The organism is Gluconobacter cadivus (genome assembly GCF_015244745.1).
Classification (GTDB): domain Bacteria; phylum Pseudomonadota; class Alphaproteobacteria; order Acetobacterales; family Acetobacteraceae; genus Gluconobacter; species Gluconobacter cadivus.
On sequence record NZ_JABCQI010000004.1, the window covers coordinates 202,525 to 226,189 of the forward strand.

At 59.9% G+C, this 23,665-nt stretch carries 21 protein-coding genes and 3 tRNA genes; 16 read left to right on the top strand and 8 right to left on the bottom strand.

Features of this window, described 5'->3' with window-relative positions:
* Window positions 1-18: 18 nt before the first annotated feature.
* From murC to HKD28_RS07835, 13 genes are all read left to right on the top strand, one after another.
* Entirely contained in the window at window positions 19-1,452 is a 1,434-nt protein-coding gene (gene murC, locus HKD28_RS07775; RefSeq protein ID WP_194267811.1) for a UDP-N-acetylmuramate--L-alanine ligase, read from the top strand.
* Window positions 1,449-2,369: a UDP-N-acetylmuramate dehydrogenase gene (murB, locus tag HKD28_RS07780; RefSeq protein WP_194267812.1), complete on the top strand. Its 921-nt coding sequence runs from the start codon at window positions 1,449-1,451 to the stop codon at window positions 2,367-2,369. Before murC ends, murB begins: the two co-directional genes overlap by 4 nt.
* Window positions 2,366-3,277 (top strand): D-alanine--D-alanine ligase, encoded by a 912-nt coding sequence (locus HKD28_RS07785; protein WP_194267813.1) that lies wholly within the window; start codon window positions 2,366-2,368, stop codon window positions 3,275-3,277. The genes murB and HKD28_RS07785 overlap by 4 nt, the downstream gene beginning before the upstream one ends.
* Entirely contained in the window at window positions 3,277-4,233 is a 957-nt protein-coding gene (locus HKD28_RS07790) for a cell division protein FtsQ/DivIB (protein WP_194267814.1), read from the top strand. Before HKD28_RS07785 ends, HKD28_RS07790 begins: the two co-directional genes overlap by 1 nt.
* Complete coding sequence (gene ftsA / locus HKD28_RS07795) at window positions 4,230-5,627, top strand: cell division protein FtsA (RefSeq protein WP_062028568.1); 1,398 nt, start codon at window positions 4,230-4,232, stop codon at window positions 5,625-5,627. The genes HKD28_RS07790 and ftsA overlap by 4 nt, the downstream gene beginning before the upstream one ends.
* Window positions 5,628-5,684: 57 nt before the next feature.
* Complete coding sequence (ftsZ, locus tag HKD28_RS07800) at window positions 5,685-7,217, top strand: cell division protein FtsZ (RefSeq protein ID WP_194267815.1); 1,533 nt, start codon at window positions 5,685-5,687, stop codon at window positions 7,215-7,217.
* A 121-nt stretch (window positions 7,218-7,338) separates the two neighbouring features.
* Window positions 7,339-8,370, top strand: coding sequence for a UDP-3-O-acyl-N-acetylglucosamine deacetylase (gene lpxC / locus HKD28_RS07805; RefSeq protein WP_194267816.1), 1,032 nt, complete (start codon window positions 7,339-7,341; stop codon window positions 8,368-8,370).
* 69 nt (window positions 8,371-8,439) lie between these two features.
* On the top strand, window positions 8,440-9,339 hold the full coding sequence (locus HKD28_RS07810) for an outer membrane protein assembly factor BamD (RefSeq protein WP_099286519.1): 900 nt from the start codon (window positions 8,440-8,442) through the stop codon (window positions 9,337-9,339).
* 45 nt (window positions 9,340-9,384) lie between these two features.
* Complete coding sequence (recN, locus tag HKD28_RS07815; protein ID WP_194267817.1) at window positions 9,385-11,106, top strand: DNA repair protein RecN; 1,722 nt, start codon at window positions 9,385-9,387, stop codon at window positions 11,104-11,106.
* A complete protein-coding gene (gene ligA / locus HKD28_RS07820) occupies window positions 11,103-13,154 on the top strand; it encodes an NAD-dependent DNA ligase LigA (RefSeq protein WP_194267818.1) in 2,052 nt (683 codons plus the stop codon). Before recN ends, ligA begins: the two co-directional genes overlap by 4 nt.
* Before the next feature lie 70 nt (window positions 13,155-13,224).
* Window positions 13,225-14,574 (top strand): hemolysin family protein, encoded by a 1,350-nt coding sequence (locus HKD28_RS07825; protein WP_194267819.1) that lies wholly within the window; start codon window positions 13,225-13,227, stop codon window positions 14,572-14,574.
* 36 nt (window positions 14,575-14,610) lie between these two features.
* A complete protein-coding gene (locus HKD28_RS07830) occupies window positions 14,611-15,183 on the top strand; it encodes a nicotinamidase (RefSeq protein ID WP_194262154.1) in 573 nt (190 codons plus the stop codon).
* A gap of 11 nt (window positions 15,184-15,194) precedes the next feature.
* Window positions 15,195-15,605, top strand: coding sequence for an Ivy family c-type lysozyme inhibitor (locus HKD28_RS07835; protein ID WP_194267820.1), 411 nt, complete (start codon window positions 15,195-15,197; stop codon window positions 15,603-15,605).
* A gap of 43 nt (window positions 15,606-15,648) precedes the next feature.
* On the opposite strand, the gene HKD28_RS07840 is transcribed toward HKD28_RS07835, so the two are convergent.
* From HKD28_RS07840 to gpt, 3 genes are all read right to left on the bottom strand, one after another.
* Window positions 15,649-15,725 (bottom strand) — tRNA-Arg (locus HKD28_RS07840).
* Between the two features lie 17 nt (window positions 15,726-15,742).
* A tRNA-Pro gene (locus HKD28_RS07845) sits at window positions 15,743-15,819 on the bottom strand.
* A 49-nt stretch (window positions 15,820-15,868) separates the two neighbouring features.
* Window positions 15,869-16,375: a xanthine phosphoribosyltransferase gene (gene gpt, locus HKD28_RS07850; RefSeq protein ID WP_062029496.1), complete on the bottom strand. Its 507-nt coding sequence runs from the start codon at window positions 16,373-16,375 to the stop codon at window positions 15,869-15,871.
* Between the two features lie 70 nt (window positions 16,376-16,445).
* Here gpt and HKD28_RS07855 point away from each other — a divergent pair, with 70 nt between their 5' ends.
* A complete protein-coding gene (locus HKD28_RS07855; RefSeq protein WP_194267821.1) occupies window positions 16,446-17,672 on the top strand; it encodes an MFS transporter in 1,227 nt (408 codons plus the stop codon).
* Window positions 17,673-17,743: 71 nt separating this feature from the next.
* Here the strand turns inward: HKD28_RS07855 and HKD28_RS07860 are convergent.
* The 4 genes from HKD28_RS07860 to ispH all read right to left on the bottom strand — a co-directional run bounded on the left by HKD28_RS07860 (window position 17,744) and on the right by ispH (window position 20,342).
* Window positions 17,744-17,819: transfer RNA gene (locus tag HKD28_RS07860), tRNA-Asn, on the bottom strand.
* A gap of 110 nt (window positions 17,820-17,929) precedes the next feature.
* A complete protein-coding gene (rnhA, locus tag HKD28_RS07865; RefSeq protein ID WP_099286527.1) occupies window positions 17,930-18,382 on the bottom strand; it encodes a ribonuclease HI in 453 nt (150 codons plus the stop codon).
* Window positions 18,375-19,325: a homoserine kinase gene (locus HKD28_RS07870; RefSeq protein ID WP_194267822.1), complete on the bottom strand. Its 951-nt coding sequence runs from the start codon at window positions 19,323-19,325 to the stop codon at window positions 18,375-18,377. Before HKD28_RS07870 ends, rnhA begins: the two co-directional genes overlap by 8 nt.
* A gap of 6 nt (window positions 19,326-19,331) precedes the next feature.
* A complete protein-coding gene (gene ispH / locus HKD28_RS07875) occupies window positions 19,332-20,342 on the bottom strand; it encodes a 4-hydroxy-3-methylbut-2-enyl diphosphate reductase (RefSeq protein ID WP_194267823.1) in 1,011 nt (336 codons plus the stop codon).
* Between the two features lie 114 nt (window positions 20,343-20,456).
* Between ispH and HKD28_RS07880 the strand changes: the two genes are divergently transcribed.
* Entirely contained in the window at window positions 20,457-21,050 is a 594-nt protein-coding gene (locus HKD28_RS07880) for a hypothetical protein (RefSeq protein WP_194267824.1), read from the top strand.
* A gap of 96 nt (window positions 21,051-21,146) precedes the next feature.
* On the top strand, window positions 21,147-23,030 hold the full coding sequence (locus HKD28_RS07885; protein ID WP_194267825.1) for an OPT family oligopeptide transporter: 1,884 nt from the start codon (window positions 21,147-21,149) through the stop codon (window positions 23,028-23,030).
* Window positions 23,031-23,048: 18 nt separating this feature from the next.
* On the opposite strand, the gene HKD28_RS07890 is transcribed toward HKD28_RS07885, so the two are convergent.
* Window positions 23,049-23,609: a hypothetical protein gene (locus HKD28_RS07890; protein WP_194262161.1), complete on the bottom strand. Its 561-nt coding sequence runs from the start codon at window positions 23,607-23,609 to the stop codon at window positions 23,049-23,051.
* Window positions 23,610-23,665 lie beyond the last annotated feature (56 nt).

Sequence of the window (23,665 nt, forward strand, 5' to 3'; positions counted from 1 at the left end):
CCCAAGAGTACCTGCCCCATGCGCGCCCTGCCCCTGAACATCGGAACCATTCACTTCGTCGGTATCGGCGGCATCGGCATGTCCGGCATCGCCGAAGTGCTGCACATGCTGGGCTACAGGGTGCAGGGTTCGGACATCGCGGAGGGTGCGAATGTGCAACGCCTGCGTCAGTCCGGGATTATCGTTCACATCGGCCATAACGCAGCTAATCTGGGCGATGCACAGGTTGTCGTCACGTCTACGGCCGTAAAGAAAGACAACCCCGAAGTCGTGGCGGCGCGCGCCAAGCTCATTCCGGTTGTCCGCCGTGCAGAAATGCTAGCCGAACTGATGCGTCTGCGCTGGTCCGTCGCCATCGGCGGCACACATGGCAAGACCACGACCACCAGCCTCGTCGCCTGTGTTCTGGAACATGCCAAACTCGACCCCACCGTCATCAACGGCGGCATCATCGAAGCCTATGGCACCAACACACGCATGGGCTCGGGCGACTGGATGGTTGTCGAGGCCGACGAAAGCGACGGCTCCTTCCTGCGTCTGCCCGCCGTGATCGCGGTCGTGACGAACATGGACCCGGAACATCTGGATCACTGGGGCACGGAAGAGGCCATGCAGGCCGGTTACGACCAGTTCGTCTCCAACATCCCGTTCTATGGCTTTGCCGTTTTGTGCGTGGATCACCCGCAGGTGCAGCAGATGATCCCGCGCCTGTCCGATCATCGCGTCATCACCTATGGCTTCAGTCCACAGGCCGATATCCGCGCCGAAAAAGTCGTCATGGACAAGCGCGGGGCCACGTTCGAGGTCGTGGTCACGAACCGCCAGCGCAACCGCTCACGCCGTGCGGGTCCGTTCCGCCTGCCGATGCTCGGGCACCATAACGTCCTGAACTCGCTCGCGGCGATCGCTGTTGCCCTTGAAATGGAAATCAGCGATTCCGTCATCGCGTCTGCCCTGACGACCTTCAAAGGCGTCAAGCGCCGCTTCACGCGCACCGGCGACTATAACGGCATCTCCATCATCGACGATTACGGCCATCACCCGGTTGAAATCGCAGCCGTCCTGAAAGCCGCGCGTCAGGCGGGTGCGAAGAACGTCATCGCCGTCGTGCAGCCGCATCGTTATTCGCGCCTGAAAGTCCTGTTCAACGAATTCTGCACCTGCATGAATGATGCCGATACGGTCATCGTGGCAGACGTGTACGCTGCGGGTGAATCTCCGATCGAAGGTGCGGGCCGAGATGCACTTGTCGAAGGTCTGCGCGATCGCGGCCACCGCTCCGTCGTGCCGCTCCCCGATCCCGCACATCTTCCGGAAATGATCAACGCCATCGCCAAACCCGGTGATTATGTTGTCTGCCTCGGTGCCGGAACCATCACCCAGTGGGCTCAGGCGCTTCCTGCCCAGCTCGAAGCGCTGAACCGGCAGCCCGCAACCGAAGGCGCGGCATGACAGACAGCAGAGATTTTCCGGTCACAGGCCTGCGGGGAAGACTGACGCCGAACGCCCCTCTTGGTCCGCGTGCGTGGTTTCGCGTCGGCGGCCCGGCGGACTGGGTCTTCATCCCTGAAGATCAGGACGATCTGGCACTTTTCCTGCGTGAAAAGCCTGCGTCCATGCCCGTTACGGTTCTGGGGGCTTGCTCGAACGTCATCATCCGCGATGGCGGCATCGCAGGCACGGTCATTCGTCTGGCGCGTGGCTTTGCGGATATCGACATACAGGGCAACAGCCTGATCGTCGGAGCCGCAGCCCTCGACATCACCGTAGCCGAACATGCCGCCGCAGCCGGTCTCGCTGATCTGGAGTTTCTGGCTGGCATTCCGGGTTCAATCGGCGGCGCTGTCCGCATGAACGCAGGCGCCTACGGATCGGATCTCGATGCCATTCTCGAATGGGCCGAAATCCTGACAAACAAAGGCGAACTGCGCCGTCTCTCCCGTGCAGAACTGGGCTTTGCATATCGCCATTCAGAGCTTCCCGAAGGCAGCGTGGTGATCCGGGCCTGCCTGCGCGGAACGCCGGATGATGCAGACGCCATTCGCAGCCGCATTGCAGATATCCGGGCGTCTCGCGAGGCTTCACAGCCCGTCCGTGCGCGCACAGGCGGCTCCACGTTCCGCAACCCGGAAGGCCACAAGGCCTGGCAACTGATCGACGAAGCCGGATGTCGCGGCCTTCGGATCGGCGATGCGCAGGTTAGCGAAAAACACTGCAATTTCCTGCTCAATCTGGGACAGGCCAGCAGCGCTGATCTGGAAACGCTGGGAGAGACCGTGCGCGAAAAAGTTCTGGCACAGAGCGGCGTCAGTCTGCATTGGGAAATCAAACGGATCGGACGTCAGTCCAAAGGAGACCAGACGTTATGAAAGTCGCAGTCCTGCTGGGCGGGACATCCAACGAGCGCCCCGTCAGCCTCGTGACCGGCGATGCCGTGATCAAAGCCCTGCGCGAGACGGGTCACGACGTCACGCCGATCGATGTCGGGCCCGACATCGCCGCGACAATCGCCAGCCTGAAATCCGCAGCTCCGGACGTCGTCTTCAATGCGCTGCACGGCCCGCGTGGCGAAGATGGCGCCATTCAGGGCGTTCTGGAATGGCTCGGCCTACCCTACACGCATTCCGGAATCCGCGCCTCTGCCGTCGCAATGGACAAGGGCGCTACCCGTATCCTTCTGGCGGCTGCCGGTCTGCCAGTGGCGCAGGGGCGTGTGGTGACGGTTGAAGAACTGGCCGAAGCCGACCCTCTTCCCGCCCCCTATGTCATCAAGCCCGTTGCCGAAGGCTCTTCCGTAGGGGTCGAGATCGTGCGGACGGGCGATAACCGCCGTGCGGAAATCGCACAGACCTGGCGTTTCGGAAAAGACGCACTGGTCGAAAGTTTCATTCCCGGCCGGGAACTGACTGCCAGCGTCATGGGAGACCGCGCCCTCGCCGTCACCGACATCCTGCCCTGCGAAACAGCCGCGTTCTATGATTTCGAAGCCAAATACAAGGCTGGCGGCTCGCGTCACGTTGTTCCTGCGGATCTGCCCCAGGCTGTAACGGATCGCGCGCTCGACTACGCCCTTCGCGCCCATCAGACGCTGGGCTGTCAGGGCGCCAGCCGTACGGATTTCCGCTATGACGAGGATACCGACACGCTGATCATTCTCGAAGTCAACACGCAGCCGGGGATGACACCCACATCCCTGCTTCCGGAACAGGCTGCCTATTGCGGCATTCCCTATCCGGAGCTGTGTGACTGGATGGTCCGGGAGGCCCTGACACGCTGATGCGGGAAGACCCGTCCTTTCAGAAAAACGATTTTGTCCGGGAGCGTTATTCCGGCGGCATGCCGCCTCAGGAAGACCGCCCTTCCCGGGCCAAGCTGTTCTGGCGCCGACAACGGCGGCTGATCCGGCCTGCGATCGTGTTTCTGGTCGTGATGGGTCTTGCAGGTGCGGGCATGCGCCTGCTGTATGACGCAGCTTCGGAAGAACGCTTTGCACCCCTACGCGAACGTCTGGTCGCAATGGAGCCGCTGCCCATCCGCCACATCGTCATCAATGGTCGCGGCATGACGAGCGAAGCCTCAATTCAGGACGCGCTCGGAACCTCCATCGGACACCCGATTTTCGGGTTCTCCGTCGAAGCCGCCCGCCAGCGACTGGACGAACTGCCATTCATCGACCACGCCACGGTCGAGCGACACATGCCCGATACCGTCATCATTACACTGGTCGAGCGCACCCCGATCGCCGTCTGGCAGGACCGCGGGCATTTCATGCTCATCAACCGCGTCGGCGAGGAAGTTCCCGATCAGGGCCTGACCGGGAAGAATGCGCAGGCTTTTCTCCAGCTTCCTCTCGTTGTGGGTGAAGGCGCCAATACCGCTGCTGCAAGCGTTATTGACGCGCTCAACCACGAACCGCTGGTCAAGGCTCAGGTCACGGCGCTGATCCGGGTCGGAAGCCGCCGCTGGAATGCAACACTCAAGGATGGCACCACTGTTTTGCTGCCTGAAGGCGAAGAAGCTGCAGCTTTTGCGCGTCTGGCGCGTTACCAACAGAGCATGCGCCTGCTGGAACGTCCGGTACAGTCGATTGATCTGCGCCTCCCGGACAGAATGGTCGTCCACCAGCCTCCACAGGTCGCCCCGGTTACAGCCACTTCGCCTGCCGAAGGAGCGAAACCCGATCCGTCTCCGTCCTCTCCTCCACCCCCAGCAGACAGCACGAAGCAGCCATGAATGACCTTACCTCCATGTCAGATCTTCCGGCATTCCGGCGCCGGGGTGGTCTGAGAGGCCGGTCCCTCATCCCTGTTGGCGGCGAGCGTGATGTCAGCGTCAACCGTGTCCCGCGCGACATCCTGCCGCTCCCTCCCGAAGAGACGCATCGCAGTATCGCATGGCGTCCGGGCATTTTCGGCGCACTTGATATCGGTACGACGAAAATGACCTGCCTGATCGGCAAGGGAGAGGCCGACGGTTCCATTCAGGTTCTAGGCCACGGATGGCGCCGTTCTCACGGTATCCGCTCAGGATCGATCGTCGATATCCGCGAAGCCGAAGCCGCGATCCGGGCGACGGTCGGTCAGGCCGAAGAAGCCGCCGAACGACGCATGGACTCCCTCGTCGTCAACCTGTCTTGCGGCAGACCGTTGAGCCGGCTGGTGGACGCTCAGATCCCGATCGGTGGACGCGAAGTGACGGCCGGAGACGTTCAACGCCTCATCGCAGAAGGACAGGCTCGCGCCTGGATGGAAGGCCGAGAGGTCATCCATACGCTCCCGATCGGATATGTCGTGGATTCCATTCCCGGCATTGCCGATCCCATCGGCCACCAGTGCGAAGAACTGGCGACCCGGATGCATGTCGTGGACATGAACTCCAGCGCCTTGCGCACTCTGGACGCCGTTCTGCAACATGCGGAACTCAAGCTGGACGGACTGGTGGCAAGTCCGTTCGCCTCGGGCATTTCGGTTCTTGCAGCCGAAGAGCGGGAGCTTGGCGTCACGGTCGTGGAAATGGGCGGGGGGACCACGTCTCTGGCTGTTTTCTGCGAAGGTAAACTGCTGCACACGGCCCAGATCCGCGTTGGCGGCCTGCATGTCACGCGCGACATCGCAGGCGTCCTGTCGACGTCTCTAGAAACGGCCGAACGTCTCAAGACGATGTATGGCGCAGCCCAGATGGGTTCTGACGACCAGCGGGAAATCCTGTCCGTTCCCCTGATCGGGGAAAACAGCGACCGCTTGGTGCGCCTACAGCGTTCCAAGGTCATTTCCGTCATCCAGCCCCGGATCGAGGAAACCCTTGAACTCGTCCGACAGTCCCTCGACAATGCCGGACTGGGCCGACTGGCTAACGGCAGGGTCGTCCTGACAGGCGGAGCCTCTCTGCTTGAAGGGATCGTTCCCGTTGCTACCCGTATTCTGGGCCGTCCTGTCCGGATGGGAAAACCCCAGAACATCTACGGCCTGCCCGAGACAGCCGCGGCTTCGGCAGGCTTTTCAACCGCTGCGGGGCTTCTGGCCTGGGCAGCGGGTGCGGATCGGGACTTCGGAGATATATCCGCACCCGAACCAAGACCTCGCGGACTTGTTAAACGTCTCGTAGGCTTCATACGCAATAATGTATAAGCTATTACAGATCATAACGCCCTCACCTGTCGCTTTCCTGAAGTTCCGGACCAGATCATGACGCTGAACCTTACCCCTACTCCCAATTCCCACGTTGAGCTGGCGCCACGGATTACCGTGATCGGCGTTGGCGGCGGCGGGACGAACGCCGTCGACAACATGATTGCGTCTGATCTCAAGGGCGTCGAATTCGTCGTTGCCAACACCGACGCACAGCAGCTTGCCCATTCCAAGGCTGAACGCCGCGTCCAGCTCGGCCCGCATCTGACCCGCGGCCTGGGTGCAGGCGCAAAGCCGGAAATCGGTCGTGAAGCCGCTGAAGAAGCTGCTCAGGAAATCGACCGGCAGCTTGAAGGTGCGAATCTGGTCTTCATCACGGCTGGCATGGGCGGCGGTACGGGTACGGGTGCGGCTCCGGTCATCGCACGCATGGCACGCGAACGCGGCGTCTTGACGGTGGGCGTCGTCTCGAAACCTTTCAATTTCGAAGGGCGTCGCCGCACGACGGCTGCTGAAAAAGGCATTGCCGAACTTCAGAAGCACGTCGATACGCTGATCGTCATCCCGAACCAGAATCTTTTCAATTCCGCAACGCAGAATACGACATTCCGCGAAGCCTTCCGGATGGCCGACAACGTCCTGAACATGGGCGTTCGCGGCATTACGGACCTTATGGTCTCCCCCGGCCTGATCAATCTCGATTTCGCGGACGTCAAGGCCGTGATGGAAGAGATGGGCAAGGCCATGATGGGGACGGGCGAAGCCTCCAGCGAAGAAGACGCGGAAGACCGTGCCGTCCTCGCAGCCGAACGTGCGATTTCCAATCCGCTGCTGGAAGATGCCTCAATGGCAGGCGCACGCGGTCTTCTCATCAACATCACCGGTGGCGAAGACTTGACGCTATACGAAGTCAACGCCGCCGCAGACCGTATTCGTGAAGAAGTGGCCGACGATGCAAACATCATCTTCGGCGCCCTGATTGACGAGAAGCTGAACGGTCGCGTGCGCGTCTCAGTCGTCGCAACCGGCATTGATACCCAGCCCTCTCAGGATCCGTCTGCTGCTCCCGAGCCCGTTCAGACATCGGCACCGCACGCAAACCCCATGTCCCAGCCTAGCGCCCGGGAAACATCGTCTTCCCGTGCCAACGCACCGTCTTTCCAGCCCGGCTCAACCTATGCTGGTGGCCCGCCGCGCCCGAATTTCGCACTCGACGCACAACAGACACAGGCTCACAACACAGCTCCCCTGTCCGCACAGGAAGCCCCTGCTCCTGAGCAGACTGCCCCTGAAAACCCCGCGCACCGACAGGAGAGCGCCCATCAGCCTTCTCCGCGAGCTGGTCTGTTTTCAGATCCCTCCCGCCATGCTCCCCAGCAGCAGGCCGAACCGCCCCGCAGCCTGTTCGGCATGGTCACAGGTGCTTTCCGCAGTCGTCCGCCCCAGCCGCAGCAGGGCCAACAGCCAACGCAGCGCGCAGAACCCAACACACGCGACAATTACCAGCATCAGGCCCCGCAGCATCCCGAACAGCCTTCGAGCGGCGGCGATGATTCCAATCTGGATATCCCAACCTATCTGCGTCGCTGATCAACGCCCCCCCCCTCTTGCTCGCAGGGCAAGAGGGGTAATATCCGGCAACAATCGTTGACTGGAACCAAAACCCAGTATCTGTTTTCTAGTCTCCGGAACCAGATTTTTCGGAGGCTTTATGCAGGTGACGCCCAAGCAAGGTGTAAAAACGGCGCGTGGCGTTGATGTCATAAAGCCAGAGACGGCTTCGGCTCTTGATGGCTCGCCTTCCCGCACTGAGCGCAGCAGTTCAAAAAACCTGCAGACAACTCTTGCACACCCCATCCACTGTCAGGGAATCGCCCTGCATAGCGGTGTCACGGTCGATCTCCATCTTTCTCCTGCTGCTGCCAATACGGGAATCCGGTTCCAGCGTTCCGACAGAGAAGGGTCGCCTTCTTTTCCGGCGACCTATGAGCACATCGTGGATACGCGCCTTTCAACTGTCGTCGCGTGCGAGGCCGATCCCTCCCTGCGTGTCGCGACGATCGAACATTTGATGGCGGCACTCAATGCCTGCGAGATCGACAATATCCTGATTTCGGTCAGCGGTCCTGAACTGCCGGTTCTCGACGGCTCTTCTGACGCCTTTGCATTCCTGATCCAGTGCGCTGGTCGCAAGATCCTTGATACACCTCGCCAGGTCATTGAGATCCTGCGTAATGTTCGCGTCGAAGGCGAAGACGGAGCATTTGCCGAACTGCGCCCTGCCCAGCGCGGACTGTCACTGGCCATTTCCCTGAGCTTTGCAGCACAGGCCATCGGAAATCAGCGTTACGCAATGCAGCTCAACGAGCAGCGCTTCATGGAAGAAGTGGCGTTCTGCCGGACATTCGTTAATCGTCAGGACATTGAATATCTTCAGAGTATTGGCCTTGCTCGCGGTGGATCACTGGAAAATGCCGTCGTCGTGGATGGCGAAAATATCCTCAATCCTGCTGGACTGAAAATCGAACGCGAGTTTGCCCGCCATAAATTACTTGATGCCATTGGCGACCTTTATTGTGCCGGACACCGGATGCAGGCTGGTTTCATTGGCCATAAATCCGGACATACGCTCAACAACAAGCTTCTGCGAACCGTTTTTTCAGATGCTTCCAACTGGCGCTTCGTTCCCACAGCCCCTTCCCGGTCCGTTACAAAAGCTTTGCGCACACGCGTTGCCGCCTGAGGCCGCATGGCAGGTCTTTCGTCAGCGCATTCCCGTGATATAAGACGAGCTTCCACGGGAAGAGCAGGTATGACAAGCAGCACTCAGCGTCATTTTGAAGCATCGGTCACGAATGGTGGTTTCATTCTGAGAGCTGCGGCTGTCAGCGGACTTCTTCTGCTGTCCGGCTGCTCCCTGTTTTCGCATCAGCACGAAAAACCAGCGATTCCAAAAACCGCTGATGCCGAGACTCTGTATAATTACGGAATCGATGCGCTGCATACGGGCCATTACGAACTGGCTGGTGGCGAATTCGAACTGCTTCAGCAGAATTACCCCTATTCCGGTTTTACTGGAAATGCGGAGCTGATGGAGGGATATGCGTATTACCTTCAGGGCGAATACGCACTTTCAGTTCAGCAGCTCGAACGTTATCTCCAGCTGCATCCGACCAGCCCGGATGCCGCATACGCCTTTTATTTGCGGGCACTCTGCTATTACGAACAGATTGCCAATGTCGAACGTGACCAGCAGGGTACGGTTGAAGCACTGGACGCGCTTGAAGAAGTCATCACCCGCTTCCCCCAGACGTCCTACGCCCGCGACGCCCAGCTGAAAATCGATCTGTGCCGCGACCATCTGGCCGGCAAGGAAATGCTGGTTGGCCGCTGGTATCAGCAGCAGCGCAACTACGAAGCCGCCATGACACGTTATCAGCGCGTCGTGCAAGACTACCAGACAACCAACCACGTCGCCGAAGCTCTTGAGCGTCTTGTGGAAGTCTATCTGTCTCTTGGTCTCAAGGATCAGGCCCGCCAGACGGCTTCCGTTCTCGGCTACAACTATCCCGACAGCCAGTGGTATCGTTATGCCTATAATGATCTTCGGGAGAATAAGCTGCTCAATGGCGATCTCAAGAAGCCTGTCGTCCGTCCGGGCCAGCAGGACCATCGTGGATTTTTCTCGCGGATGTGGCACAGCGTCTTTTGATACTGGCCCTTTGAAACAGGCCGCTCCACTCCCAACATTGCTGTCATGCTGACCCATCTCTCGATCCGCGACGTCGTTCTGATCGAAAAGCTCGATCTTGGTCTCGCACCCGGCCTCACCGTTCTGACCGGCGAGACGGGCGCAGGAAAGTCCATCCTGCTCGACAGTCTGGGGCTGGCCCTCGGAGAACGTGCCAGCGGTGGCCTCGTGCGCTCCGGTGCCACGCAGGCCAGCGTCTCGGCTATTTTCGAAGTCGACACCCGTCACCCCGTTCTCACCCTGCTCGACGAACACGGCATCGTCCGCGAAGACCCGTCGGACCCGATCGTCCTACGACGCATCGTGACGCCGGATGCCCGCTCCCGCGCCTATATCTGTGACCAACCGGTCGGCGTCGGCCTGCTGCGTCGCGTGGGTGCCCATCTCGTGGAAATTCAGGGCCAGCACGAACAGATGGGGCTTGCCGATCAGAGTACGCATCTGGATCTACTGGACGCGTTCGGAATTGCCCCGCCGCTCCGGGAGAAAACGGCCAGCACGTTCCGGCAATGGGCCGCAGCACGCGCGGCCCTCAAAGCCGCGCGCACGGACATGGAAGCCGCAGCACGCGAGGAAGAATGGCTGCGTCAGACAGTGGACGATTTGGAACGTCTCGCCCCACAGGAAGGCGAGGAAGATGCGCTCGCCGCCACGCGCGTCAGCCTCCAGCGTGATGAACGTCGAGGCGAAGCCGTTGCTGCCGCCCTCTCAGAGCTGACCCCCCGTGACCGCCGCTCATCCGCGCCTTCTGCCGCCCTGCGTGCAGCCAGCCGCGCGCTCGCAAGACTGCTGCCAGCCCCGACAGAAACGGAAACCCTCTCAGACAGCCACCAGACACAGGCACAGGACGCGCTCGACGCCCTCGGAAAAGCCGAAGAAGCCCTCGCCGAGGCGGAAATGCTGCTCAGCCGTCTTGCCGCAGACACGGAAGGTGATCCGCGCCTGCTGGAAGAAACGGAAGAGCGGCTGTTTGCGCTTCGGGCAGAAGCTCGCAAACACAATATTTCCGTGGCCGAACTGCCCGGCTTTCTCGCCGCTCTGAAAACACGACTGAGCGCACTGGATTCCGGTAACGCCGAACTGGCCCGCCTTCAGACAGCCCTGACCGAAGCCCGTCTGGCCTATGAAGACGCTGCCCGCACCCTCTCTGCCGCCCGCCAGAAAGCTGCCGAAAAGCTCGAAAAAGCGGTCAGCACGGAACTGCGCCCCGTCAAACTGGAACGCGCGCGCTTTATCGTCTCGCTTCTTCCTCTGGAACCCGATCACTGGAACAGTCAGGGTATGGAACAGGCCTCGTTCCTGATCGCAGCCAACCCGGGGCAATCTCCCGGACCGCTCGCCAAGGTGGCATCCGGTGGTGAGCTGTCCCGCCTGATGCTGGCCTTGAAAGTGGTTCTGGCGGAACGCTCCGATATCGGCACACTGGTGTTCGATGAAGTCGATTCTGGCGTAGGCGGTGCCACGGCATCCTCAATCGGTGACCGGCTTCACAAGGTCGCGCAGGACGTGCAGGTTTTGGTCGTCACCCATAGCCCACAGGTTGCGGCGCGTGGCGACCATCACCTGCGAATCGCAAAACGTGTTCGCAATGACCGGACCGAAACACTGGCCGAACCTCTGCCTCATGACGCCCGGCGCGAGGAAATCGCCCGGATGCTCGCGGGCGATATCATTACCGACGCGGCCCGCGGGGCCGCCGACAGCCTTCTTGGACATCAGATTTCATGACCACTGCCCCAGTCTCCGTCGCCGAGCGTCACGCTGAACTCGAAGCGGACCTCGCACGGTGGGACGAGGCCTATCATGGGCGCGACGAACCCGAAGTTTCTGATGCCGTCTATGATGCGGCTCGGCGCGAACTTCTGGCTCTGGAAGAGGCACACCCGGACCTGCAATCGGAAAATGGCTTCAGCCAGCGCGTCGGATCGGCGCCTGATTCCGCTTTCGGGAAATACCGTCACCTCGTCCCGATGCTGTCCCTCGACAACGTTTTTGACCCGGAAGGCTTCGACGGCTTTGTCTCCAAGGTCGGGCGCTTTCTCGGGCTGGACGAACAACGTCTTCAGGCTCTCCAGTTCGTCGCGGAACCCAAGATCGACGGCCTTTCCATCAGCCTGACCTACGAACACGGCCGTTTCGTCCGTGGCACCACACGTGGAGACGGTATCGAAGGTGAAGATGTTACCGCCAACCTTCTGACCCTGAACGATATTCCTCACGAACTCACCGGCCCCGTTCCCGAACGTCTCGAAATCCGCGGCGAAGTCTTCCTCTCCAAAAGCAGCTTCCTGACTCTGAACGAACAGCAGGTCGCGCGCGGCGCGCGTCCCTTCGCCAACCCTCGCAACGCAGCCGCGGGTTCTCTGCGACAGCTGGACGCCGAAATCACCCGCAGCCGACCGCTTTCTCTCTTTGCTTATTCACAGGGCTACACATCCTCGCCCATTGCCACGACGCACTGGGACTATCTCGAAAAACTGCGGAGCTGGGGCTTCAGGGTCAATCCACTCTCCGAAATGATCGCCCATGCCCGCGACATTCCCGCCTATGTCGACAAGCTGGCCCTAGAGCGTTCAGGGCTGGACTACGATATCGACGGTATCGTCTTCAAACTGGACGATATTAGCTTGCAGGAACGGCTGGGTTTCGTCGGTCGGGCGCCGCGCTGGGCCATAGCCTGGAAATTTCCGGCTGAGCAAGCCATCACGCGCCTGCTGGAAATCGAAATTCAGGTGGGCCGCACAGGTGCCCTGACGCCAGTCGCGCATCTGGAGCCGGTGAATGTCGGCGGTGTCATCGTCTCGCGTGCCACACTGCATAACGAAGACGAAATTGCCCGCAAGGACGTGCGCGTCGGCGATCTGGTCCGCCTTCAACGCGCCGGAGACGTCATTCCTCAGATCCTCGGTCCGGTACCAAGCGAGGAACCGCGCTCAGAATCGTTCGTCTATCCCGATCACTGCCCGGTCTGCGGATCTCTCGCCGAGCGTGTTCATGGGGAAGCCGTCCGTCGCTGCACGGGTGGTCTGACCTGTGAAGCCCAGGTCGTGGAACGGCTGATCCACATGGTCTCGCGCAACGCTTTTGACATCGATGGCCTTGGCGAGCGCAGCATCCGCGAATTCCACGACGCTGGATATATCCGCACACCGGGCGATATTTTCCGCCTGCGCAAGCATGAAGACGCCCTGCTCCAGCGCGACGGCTGGGGGCGACTGTCGGTCGACAATCTGTTCCGCGCGATTGACGAACGACGAACGATCCCGCTGGCACGTCTTGTTTTCGGCCTCGGTATCCGGCGCATCGGCGAACGCAATGCCCAGCTTCTGGCGCGACACTACCAGACTTTCGAGAACTGGCGCGGCGCCATGCTGGCTGCCCGCCCGGATTCAGAAGAACGAGCCGCCCTCGGCGCGATTATGGGCGTAGGCGATGCGATCGCCGACGAACTGTCCGCCTTTTTCGCCGAGAGCCATAACATCGAAACTCTTGATGATCTGGCAACGGAATTGACTGAAATCACTCCCGAAGACGCCCCTCAGGAAGGCCATCTTTCGGGAAAAGTCATTGTGTTCACAGGGACTATGACGACCATGTCCCGTCCGGAAGCCAAAGCCATCGCCGAACGGCTGGGTGCACAGGTAACGGACAGCGTTTCGAAAAAAACGTCTCTGGTCGTCCTCGGTGAAAAAGCAGGCTCGAAAGCCAGGAAAGCCGCCGAACTCGGGATCGAAACCACGGATGAGGACGGCTGGCGCGTCTTGGCCGGACTGTAACAGAACTGCAAAACCAAAACCGTGAGAAAGTTGGTAATATTTCACTTTTTCAGGGTATAACGCCTCCCGCATGTCAGTCCTTCCTTCATCCCAGCAACAGATCGTTTTCCTCCTGCTGGGCTTAGCCGCCACGGTCGCGCTGATTGGCGTCTCCATCCTGATCTCGCTATCGGAGATCTCTTTTGCTGCGGCACGCGATGTGCGCCTTCGCTCCAGAGCCGAGGCGGGAGACCCTCGTGCTGTCGCGTTTCTCAAACTGCGACGCAACAGCGGCCAGGTCATTACGGTCCTTCAGATCTGCCTGAACGCGGTCGGAGTTTTGGGCGGCATCATCAGCGAATCCATGCTGAGCGACCCGATCGCGGCAGGCTTTCGTGCGATGGGCACAAGCCCAGCACTTGCCAGCAAGCTGGGTTCAGCCTGTTCCTTTATGCTGATCACCGGCCTTTTCGTCCTGTTCGCAGATCTTTTGCCCAAGCGAATTGCCATGAACGCGCCCGACCGGATCGCGCTCAAGGTCGGCTGGTTTCCCGCCATCGCCCTGAAAATTCTCTACCCGGCGGTTCTGGTTTTCTCGAAAATCTCCGACTGGCTGCTCAAACTTCTCAAGATCCCGGCCGCCGCAACCGTCGAGCCTGTCACGCCTGAAGACCTTCGCGCCATTCTCGCGGCCGGAACAGCCTCCGGCGTGCTTCTGGAAGAAGAGCACCAGATGATCCAGAACGTGCTCGGCCTTCAGGACCGCGCCGTCACGTCCGCCATGACACCACGCGACGAGATCGTCTTTCTGGACGTACAAGAAAGCCCTGAAAGCCAGCGCGACAAGGTGCGGGTTCGTCCCTATTCGCGCTACCCGCTCTGCGATGGTGGTCTCGATAAGGTTATCGGCTCCATTCGCGCAGAAGACGTTCTGGTTGCCGTTGTTGACGAACCTCAGCCCAAAAGCACGGGTCTGACCACCATCGCCAGCCAGATCTTCCGCATGCGCCGCGATGTCCTTTCGCTCCCCGACACCTTGAATTTGTGGGAAACCCTCGCACAGTTCGAGGCACATTCAGCAGGCTTTGCCCTGATCGTCAACGAATATGGTCTCGTGGTCGGCCTCATCACCTACAAGGACATTATGGGCGCCCTGATGGACGGTCTGGTGAGCCCGTTCGAGGAACAGGCCATCGTCCGCCGCGACGACAAATCCTGGCTGATCGATGGCGCTGCCCCCATCGGCGACGTCATCCGCGAACTGGACATCCCCATGTTCGACGATGCCCAGAACTTCGACACGGTCGGCGGCTTTGTCATGAACCGTCTACGTCGCATGGCGCGCAAGGCGGACAGCGTACAATCGTCCGGATTCCGGTTTGAAGTGGTGGACGTGGAAGGCTTCAGAATCAACCAGTTGTTGGTGACACGTCTGAACTGACTTCCTCTGCCGGACGCAGGCTGCTTAGATCGTGACATGATCGATCTCAACCGCTCCGCTCTTATCCTTGTCGATATCCAGAATGATTTCCTGTCCGGCGGTGCACTTGCCGTACCAAATGGGGACAGCATTCTTGAGGCCGTCAACGCGCTTGCCAGACGCCCCTTCAGGGCAGTGATCGCAACGCAGGACTGGCACCCTTCCCATCACTGCTCTTTCAGCTCTCAGGGCGGTCCTTGGCCGGTTCACTGCGTTGCAGGCACCCATGGGGCTGATTTTCCTGAAGCACTCACGCCCGAACCAATAACGCACATCATCCGCAAAGGCGTTCTGCAGGAGCGGGACAGCTATTCGGGTTTTCTTGACAATGATCGTGCAACTTCAACAGGGCTCGACGGGTTATTGAAAGGTCTTGGCATTGACCATGTGGTCGTCTGTGGGCTGGCTCTGGATTACTGCGTCATGGCGACGGCGCTGGATGCCGTAAATTGTGGCTATCAAACCGACGTCGTGCCGGAAGCCTGTCGAGGGATTTCGACTGATCCAAATGCCACCTTGGAAAAACTTGAAAAACAAGGCGTTCGGTTGAAAAACCTGAATGCCTTCTGAAGGGCACAATCATGCATATAACCCGACTGCTTCCTGCCCTGCTGGCATGTGCGGCGTTTCAGACTGCCTCGGCAGCGACACCTCCGATAACGGCGGATCTGGCGAACACGCAAGGGTTCCGACAGGCCTATCAGGCTATGGTGACACTGCCGTCATGGGTGATGACGGCACATGCGACCTCCGTACCGGTCAGCGATTTCAGCATTGGGGGCAAGTCTTATCTTCTCGGGCATATGTGCCGCCAGCATGACTGTGCAGCAGAGCAGCTCGAGGTTGTTTTTGCGAAAGACCATTCAGCCGCGTGGGGGCTGTTGAGCATCAAACGGGATGGGCCGCTGAAACAGACTTTTCTAGGTGCACCCGATTCCGAGATGCAGAAAGTGCTTCTCAAAGCCTATCAGGATAATAATCCAACAGACTGAATTTAAAGGAAAATGGAGCGCCAGCCGATGTCTCTGAAATGGCTGGTGCGCCCTGATGGATTCGAACCATCGACCCACAGCTTAGAAGGCTGTTGCTCTATCCATCTGAGCTAAGGGCGCATCAATTGGCCGTTAACTGGTCGGGGCGCCCGGACTCGAACCGGGGGCCTCTTGTACCCAAAACAAGCGCGCTACCAGGCTGCGCCACGCCCCGAACCGGCCGGAACCTAGGATGTCTGGCCGGTCGAGGCAAGAGGGTTTTTTTACTCGCCTTCGCTTCTTACGAGCGGCGGCACGAAAAGCGGCGCTGTGTCCCACGGAAAGAGCACCCAGGTGTCCTGCGCAACTTCCGTCACATAATGATCCGTGAAGGGTTTGCCCTCAGGTTTGGCATAGAGGCACGCAAAGACTGCCTTGGGCAGCAGTTCGCGCACGATACGAGCGGTCACACCCGAATCCACGAGATCGTCCACAATCAGGAAGCCATCGCCATCTCCCGCAGCAACAGGCGGCTTGACGACTTTCGGCTCATGCTGCGTGCCTTCTTCGCCCGCATAGCTGATGACCGAAACGCTTTCGATCAGGCGGCAGCCCATCTCGCGGCCAAGAATGGCGGCGGGGATCAGGCCACCACGGGTAATGGCGACGATCCCGCGGAAAGGCCCATGTTTCTGCATGAGGGTTGAGGCCAGAAGACGCGCATCACGATGGAGCTGGTCCCAGGTGACGGTAGCATAATGAACGGTTTGGGGAGTCTGATTGGCTGTCATGATCTTCCTCTGCCTTCCGTCTCGCAATTTTGCAATAAACTTGAGAGACGGAAGTGCCTAAAGTGCCGCAATGATCGATCCGGCCCTGCGCACCCTCCCCGGCCTTCCGGCTCTTATCGTCGGAAGAATTTTCTCACAGCTTTCCGCGACCACCATGACGATCGCCATCGGATGGCAGATCTATGCGCTGACGCATGACGTAGCCTCTCTGGGCTATCTGGGGCTGGCACAGTTCCTGCCCATGATCCCGCTGACATTCGTCGCAGGACACGTTGCGGACCGCTTCAACCGGCGCACCATCGTCCTTGTCTGTCAGATCTGCGAAATTCTCTCTACGGCCGCCCTTGCCGTTGCCGCCGCACTTCACGGGCTGACGACGGGCGGCATCTACGCGTTCGCAGCCTTCTATGGCGTTCTGCGCAGCTTCGAGATGCCCTGCCAGCAGGCATTTCTCCCCGCCATCGCACCTCCAGCCCTTCTGCCCCGCGCACAGGCCCTACTCTCCTCGCTCTTCATGACAGCCTCCATCGTCGGCCCGAGCCTTGGCGGCCTGCTTTACGGCATTGGGCCGGTCGTCTGTTATGGCCTCTCGACCATCGGGTTTGCCGTGGCCTTCTCAGGAACATTTTCCCTGAAACTGGTGCACACCGTTCCCCCAAAAGAGCCGATCACATTCGCTTCGGTCTTTGCCGGTCTCTCCTTTCTTAACCGCCGCCGCGACCTTCTGGGGGCGATTACGCTCGATCTGTTCGCCGTTCTTTTGGGAGGCGCCACAGCCATGCTCCCGGTTTATGCCGACGGCATTCTGCATGTTGGTCCGGTCGGGCTGGGACTGCTTCGCGCGGCTCCGGCGATTGGCGCACTCCTGATGTCCTGGGGCCTGTCCCGTTACCCCCTCAGGGGGCGTGCAGGTCTCGTCATGTTTGTGTCGGTTGTCGTGTTCGGCGTTGCGACGATTGTCTTTGGCGCATCCCACACGGTTTGGGTCTCGATTGTAGCACTGATGATCCTCGGAGCTGCTGACGTCATCAGCGTCGTGATCCGTTCCTCGTTGATCCAGCTTGCAACACCGGATTCGATGCGTGGACGTGTCTCAGCCGTCAATACGCTGTTCATCGGGTCCAGCAACCAGCTTGGCGAATTTGAGAGCGGCATGCTCGGAACGGCGATCGGACCGGAAGCCGCCGTGATCGCGGGCGGCATTGGCACCATTCTGGTGGCGGCAGCATGGGCGCGGCTTTTCCCGCGACTATGGGCGCTGGATCGTCTGGAAGACGTCTTCCCCGAAGAACGGTAAGGCCAGAAACGCAAAAAGCTCCCGAAAGGGAGCTTTTTATTGCGGCCAAAGCAGCTTTTCAAAAGAAAAGCTGGCTCCCGAAGTAGGACTCGAACCTACGACCCAGCGATTAACAGTCGCTTGCTCTACCAACTGAGCTATTCGGGACCGGCGAGGTGGTATGTAGCCAAATGGTCGGGGTCGGTAAAGCCCCTAAATGAACTTTTTTTGGAGATTTTTTCGTTTTTCTTCAAAGACCTGAGAAAAACCGTCATTTTTCAGAGCTCTTCCCGCCCCCGCGTTGCAAGCTGATCCACGCGTTCGTTGTTTTCATCGCCCGAATGCCCTTTGACCCAGAGCCATTCAATCTCGTGCGGCTTCGCAGCTTCCAGAATACGCTGCCACAGATCCATATTGGCGACAGGGTCCCCAGCCGCATTCCGCCATTTCCGGCGCACCCAGCCCGTATGCCAGCGGGTAATGCCATTCCGCAGATATTCGCTGTCCGTATGCAGCGTCACGATGCAGGGGCGTTTCAGAGCCTCCAGCGCCTCGGCGGCAGCCGTCATTTCCATACGGTTGTTGGTCGTTTCCGGATGCCCACCCAGAAGCTCTTTTTCCTGACCGCGGCAGACCAGAAGCGCCCCCCAGCCACCCGGGCCGGGGTTGGGTTTACACCCGCCATCCGTCCAGATTTCAACCTGAGGCCGCTCCGCAGAGGCCTCAGACATGCGCGACACCCGCGAAATGACGCAGGCGCACCAGATAGGCCAGCGGGTCTTTGCGTGTCACGAGTGCATTGGCCGGAGTGTTGATCCAGTCATACAGACGCGTCAGCAGAAAGCGGATCGAAGCCCCCTGACACAGCAGGGGAAGCGCCGATTTCTCCGCCTCAGTCAGCGGGCGAACACTTTCATAACCCTGAAGAATGGCCGCAGCGAATGACGGCGCGAATGTCTTTTCGTCCCGGAAACACCAGGCATTCAGGCAGATCGCCAGATCGTAAGCCAGAAAATCCGTACAGGCGAAATAGAAGTCGATCAGCCCCGACACCTGCCCGTTCTGGAAGAAAACATTATCCGGAAACAGATCCGCATGGATCTGCCCACGCGGCAGTTCATCCGGCAGAGGCCATGCGCTTTCGATCAGCTGCAGCGCAGCCCGCACTTCAGCTGTCAGGCCGGGCGACAGTACGTCTCCGCTCTCCCCACAGCTATCAAGCAGCGGTCCCCATGCCGCCGGAGAGAGCGCATTCGGACGAACAGCGCTATATCCCTCACCAGCAATGTGCAGCCGGGCCAGCGCCTTGCCGAGTTCCAGACACAGCCCCCCATCGAGCTGTGTGGCGGACACACCGGGAAGGAATGTCGTGATGGCAGCCGGACGGTCTGCCAGTGTCCGCAGCGCGGTGCCATTCCGGTCGGATACGGGAAGCGGGCAGTTCAGCCCCCTGCCCGCAAGATGCTGCATAAGCCCCAGAAACCATGGAAGCTCACTGGCATTTACCCGACGCTCGAACAGCGTAAGAATAAAATCCCCCTCCGTCGTACGGAGGAGGAAATTGCTGTTTTCGACACCCTCGGCGATGCCATGAAATGAGACCAGAGTGCCGATCGCGTAAGTGCCAAGAAACGCTTCAAGCGTCTCGGCCGCCAGTTCCGTATAGACGGCCATGAGAAATTAGTCTTCCTCGCCAGCCAGCGGACCGGGCAGTCGAAAGTTGATGTTCTCTTCCTTGACAATCCGCTCTTCGATCTTGAGCGAATATTTCTCGGACAGAGCCGTCACCATTTCCTGCACGAGGCTCTCGGGAGCGGACGCACCGGCACTGATGCCCAGCGTTTCCACGCCTTCAAGGACGCTCCAGTCCAGATTTTCGAGCTTCGGCACCAGAAGCGCACGACGCGCGCCCGACCGTTCAGCCACTTCGCGCAGGCGCTGTGAGTTGGACGAGTTCGGAGAACCGATCACGATCACCAGATCACTTTCGGGCGCAATCGCCTTCACGGCTTCCTGACGGTTGGTCGTCGCGTAGCAGATGTCTTCGCGCTTCGGCCCTTCGATGAGCGGGAAGCGCGAACGCAGGATGTCCACGATCTCGGCCGTATCATCGACCGACAATGTGGTCTGCGTGATGAAGGCCAGTTTCGCGGGGTCTTCCGGCTGGATCGTACGGGCTTCTTCCGCATCGTTGATGAGCGTGACAGCACCCGGCGGGAGCTGGCCCATGGTGCCAACAACTTCCGGATGGCCCGCATGACCGATCATGAGGATATGGAGCTGGTCCGGCCCACCACCCGCGAAGTGACGCTCGGCCTCACGATGAACCTTCGACACCAGTGGGCAGGTTGCATCCAGATACAGCAGATTGCGGCGCTGGGCCTCGGCGGGAACGGATTTTGGAACGCCATGCGCAGAGAAAACAACATGTCCGTCCTCGGGAACCTCGTCCAGTTCCTCGACGAAAATGGCCCCCTTGGCCTCAAGCCCCTCAACGACCGTGCGGTTATGGACGATCTCGTGACGGACATAGACCGGAGCGCCATAACGACGCAGCGCTTCTTCCACGACACGGATTGCGCGGTCCACACCGGCACAGAATCCACGCGGACCGGCAAGCAGGACGCGAAGGGTTGGAGGAGCATCCACACCATTGGTGCGGGCAGGAGCGAAAGTCGTCTGTTCTGACATGGTGTTCCCCAAGCGGGCGGAGTTCGATATGTAGGACCAGTATCGACCGGATTGCCTCTCGTCGCAACGTCCGGGCTTCTTTGCCGAGCCTCTTTGTAGGAGTTTCTTCAGCTGATGCCAGCCATCCGGCGCTTCGCCTCGCCCCTGTTTGCTCCGGCTTTCGCCCTCCTGGCCCTTTCGAGTCTGGCCGGCTGCGACGAATCCAACCAGAGTTTCTTCGCCCCCGCCTGTCCGGCGCTCGATATCCCGGGATCGGCAGCGGACCAGTTCGTCTATGACGGCAAGAGCGCGGATATCGGAAGCCTCGTCAGCCATGCGCAGATCACATCTCTGTCCGGAGACTGCGAGCGCGGTCCGGAAGGACCTCATGGTCACCAGACGGTCCGCACGCGTCTGAGCCTTGCCATGAACCTGACCCGTGGCCCGGCGGCGACCAGCAATACGATCGATGTGCCGTATTTCATTGTCATCATGCGGGACGGCAAGATCGTGGACAAGAAAGTCTTCACGGACACGTTCCGCTTCCCACCGAATGTCAGCACACAGTCCGTCCGCACGGATCTGCGCCTGATCGACCTGCCAGCCACCGACAACATGGCGCAGGAAAATCCATACACGCTCGAAATCGGGTATCAGCTGACACACGGCGAACTGGGCTATAACCGCGAACACCTCTCCCCGGTCGCTTTTCACAGCCACACCCAGTAAAAGTACCAGTAAAAATCGGCGGGGCTGAAGCATCAGCCCCGACATGCAGTCACAGCGAGCGGCTCTGTGCCTGCCATCATTTCGGAACAGAAATACATGGACAATCGCGAACTGACCCTCCGGGGGATTATTCTCGGAGCCCTCATCACGGTCGTCTTTACGGCAGCAAACGTTTATCTGGGCCTGAAAATCGGTCTGACTTTCGGCTCGTCCATTCCAGCCACCATCATCTCGATGGCCGTCCTGCGCCTCATGGGCGGCGGGACCATGCTGGAAAACAACATGGTTCAGACGCAGGCTTCTGCTGCCGGTACCCTGTCCTGCGTGTTTGCGGCCCTTCCGGCCCTCATCATGGTTGGATACTGGCATGAATTTCCGTATGTCATCACCCTGCTGCTGACGATGGCGGGCGGCATGACGGGCGTTGTTTTCACCATCCCGCTGCGCCGGGCCCTCGTGAGCAACTCCGATCTGCCCTACCCCGAAGGCACGGCCTGTGCCGAAATCCTGCGCGCCTCCTCGCCGGAGGGCGATGCCCGGAGCCTCAAATCCCTCACCCTCGGCACTCTTGTCTCGGGTGCTGTAGCGTTTGCCACATCGGGTCTGCGCCTCCTGTCGGACGGATTTTCTGCTGCTACCGTCGTCGGGTCCTCGGCATTTCGTCTGAGTGGAAGTTTTTCGCTGGCCCTGCTGGGCACCGGCTATCTGGTTGGTATCGGCGGCGGTATTGCGATGCTGCTCGGCGTGTTTCTGGCCTGGGGCGTCATGGTGCCGGTTCTGGGCCACCTCGCCCCCTCAGCCACGCCACTGGCCGAAGCCTCGGGACTTTGGCTGCACAAGGTGCGTTTCATCGGTGCCGGAACCATTGCAGTGGCAGCGGTCTGGACGCTGCTCGCTCTTGCCCGTCCGGTCGCACAAGGGTTGAAAGAAGCGCTTTCCGTCACTCATCTGGCAACCGGCGATGACAGCGACCGCGATCTTTCTCCTCGTACACTGATTGGTCTTTGCGCAGGTCTTGCAATCCTGCTCGCTGCGCTGTTCAGCTATTTCCTGTGGCCTGTCATGCCGCATGGTGGCGCTCTGGGAACACTGGTCGTTCTGGGGTTGATCGCCTGTTTCGGACTGGGTTTTCTGGTCGCCAGCGCGTGCGGCTATATGGCTGGTATCATTGGATCATCATCTTCGCCGATATCCGGTGTTGGCATCATCGCCATCATTGTCATTTCGGTTGCTCTCTGGGGGCTGGAGAGCGGCGGCATCCTGACGGTGGACCAGCGCCCGATCGCCATCGCGTTCGGCTTGTTCGTCCTCTCCGCCATCACTGCCTCAGCCGCCGTTTCGAACGATAATCTGCAGGATCTCAAGACAGGCCAGCTCGTCGGCGCGGCACCCTGGAGGCAGGAAGTTGCGCTGCTTATCGGCTGTGCCGTTGGCGCGATCGTTATCCCCTGGGTGCTTCAGGTGTTGTATCAGGCTTATGGTTTCGTGGGTGCCATGCCACGTGCAGATATGAACCCTTCGCGCGCACTTGCCGCCCCCCAGCCCGCCCTGATGGCAGCTATTGCAACTGGGATTCTGACGCACCGACTTGACTGGCTGATGCTGGAAATCGGAGCAGCCATTGGCGTCTGCCTGGTCGTACTGGATATTGTGCTGAACCGCCGCAACCTTGCTCTCCCGCCGCTGGCCGTGGGAATGGGCATCTACCTCCCGGCAGAGGTCTCGGTAACTATCGGGATTGGTGCAGGGCTTGCGTGGCTTCTGCGCCGTTTCCCCAGAGAACAGGGAACGATGATCGCCTCAGGATTCATTGTCGGGGAAAGCCTGATCGGCGTAGCACTTGCGGCCATGACAGGCGCTACGGGAAGCTCAGATACTCTGGCGCTTCCCGTTCCAGCTCTGTTGAATGCCGGATTGGGCTGGGCTGTTTTCTGTGGTGTTCTGCTCTGGTTCGGACGCCGGGTCAGACATTCAGAGTAAATAAATAAAGGCCTGCGGTCAGGCCTTCACCCACCACTGCACAGGCTCCTGTTCGGCAATCTCGGCTTCCGCCACATCCACCACCTGCGGAGCAGGCTCCTTGCGAGGGCGTCCAACAGGGCGCGGTGTACGGCGTGCTGCTTCGGCAGCCTGCTCACGCGCCTGATGAAGAGATGCCTTCAATGTCTGGATCGTATCCTGATTTTCGCGTAACTCGCGGTTCAGTTCACTGATCTGGATTTTCGCATGGGCTTCGCGCGTCTCGAACGCCTTGAGCTGGCTGCGAATTTCCCCGAGGCTCCGCTCGGCCTCTTCCCAGCGACGCTGTTCACGCTTGACCGACTGGCGAAGACGCTCAAGTTCTTCCTGATCGTCCTGCCCGACATTACGCGCTGCAATTCCACGACCGCCCTGATGTTCGACCACAACCTGCCCGTCGCGGACGAAACGACGACGGCGCTCGGCAGTCGGGGGAACGGGCCTTGACTTGTTTGGAGTGCGTGAGGACGCCCCGGCACCCAGACGGGCCAGAGCCTGTCGCAGTTTGTCTTCTTCGTTAGCCTGATGCTCGTCCTGCATTCTGTATTCTTCAACCAATATGATATTTATGGATTTTCCCCTGCAAAACAGGTCTG

Coding starts and splice junctions, on each gene's coding strand:
- murC (WP_194267811.1), top strand. CDS start 19: ATGCGCGCCCTGCCCCTGAACATCGGAACCATTCACTTCGTCGGTATC.
- murB (WP_194267812.1), top strand. CDS start 1,449: ATGACAGACAGCAGAGATTTTCCGGTCACAGGCCTGCGGGGAAGACTG.
- HKD28_RS07785 (WP_194267813.1), top strand. CDS start 2,366: ATGAAAGTCGCAGTCCTGCTGGGCGGGACATCCAACGAGCGCCCCGTC.
- HKD28_RS07790 (WP_194267814.1), top strand. CDS start 3,277: ATGCGGGAAGACCCGTCCTTTCAGAAAAACGATTTTGTCCGGGAGCGT.
- ftsA (WP_062028568.1), top strand. CDS start 4,230: ATGAATGACCTTACCTCCATGTCAGATCTTCCGGCATTCCGGCGCCGG.
- ftsZ (WP_194267815.1), top strand. CDS start 5,685: ATGACGCTGAACCTTACCCCTACTCCCAATTCCCACGTTGAGCTGGCG.
- lpxC (WP_194267816.1), top strand. CDS start 7,339: ATGCAGGTGACGCCCAAGCAAGGTGTAAAAACGGCGCGTGGCGTTGAT.
- HKD28_RS07810 (WP_099286519.1), top strand. CDS start 8,440: ATGACAAGCAGCACTCAGCGTCATTTTGAAGCATCGGTCACGAATGGT.
- recN (WP_194267817.1), top strand. CDS start 9,385: ATGCTGACCCATCTCTCGATCCGCGACGTCGTTCTGATCGAAAAGCTC.
- ligA (WP_194267818.1), top strand. CDS start 11,103: ATGACCACTGCCCCAGTCTCCGTCGCCGAGCGTCACGCTGAACTCGAA.
- HKD28_RS07825 (WP_194267819.1), top strand. CDS start 13,225: ATGTCAGTCCTTCCTTCATCCCAGCAACAGATCGTTTTCCTCCTGCTG.
- HKD28_RS07830 (WP_194262154.1), top strand. CDS start 14,611: ATGATCGATCTCAACCGCTCCGCTCTTATCCTTGTCGATATCCAGAAT.
- HKD28_RS07835 (WP_194267820.1), top strand. CDS start 15,195: ATGCATATAACCCGACTGCTTCCTGCCCTGCTGGCATGTGCGGCGTTT.
- gpt (WP_062029496.1), bottom strand. CDS start 16,375: ATGACAGCCAATCAGACTCCCCAAACCGTTCATTATGCTACCGTCACC.
- HKD28_RS07855 (WP_194267821.1), top strand. CDS start 16,446: ATGATCGATCCGGCCCTGCGCACCCTCCCCGGCCTTCCGGCTCTTATC.
- rnhA (WP_099286527.1), bottom strand. CDS start 18,382: ATGTCTGAGGCCTCTGCGGAGCGGCCTCAGGTTGAAATCTGGACGGAT.
- HKD28_RS07870 (WP_194267822.1), bottom strand. CDS start 19,325: ATGGCCGTCTATACGGAACTGGCGGCCGAGACGCTTGAAGCGTTTCTT.
- ispH (WP_194267823.1), bottom strand. CDS start 20,342: ATGTCAGAACAGACGACTTTCGCTCCTGCCCGCACCAATGGTGTGGAT.
- HKD28_RS07880 (WP_194267824.1), top strand. CDS start 20,457: ATGCCAGCCATCCGGCGCTTCGCCTCGCCCCTGTTTGCTCCGGCTTTC.
- HKD28_RS07885 (WP_194267825.1), top strand. CDS start 21,147: ATGGACAATCGCGAACTGACCCTCCGGGGGATTATTCTCGGAGCCCTC.
- HKD28_RS07890 (WP_194262161.1), bottom strand. CDS start 23,609: ATGCAGGACGAGCATCAGGCTAACGAAGAAGACAAACTGCGACAGGCT.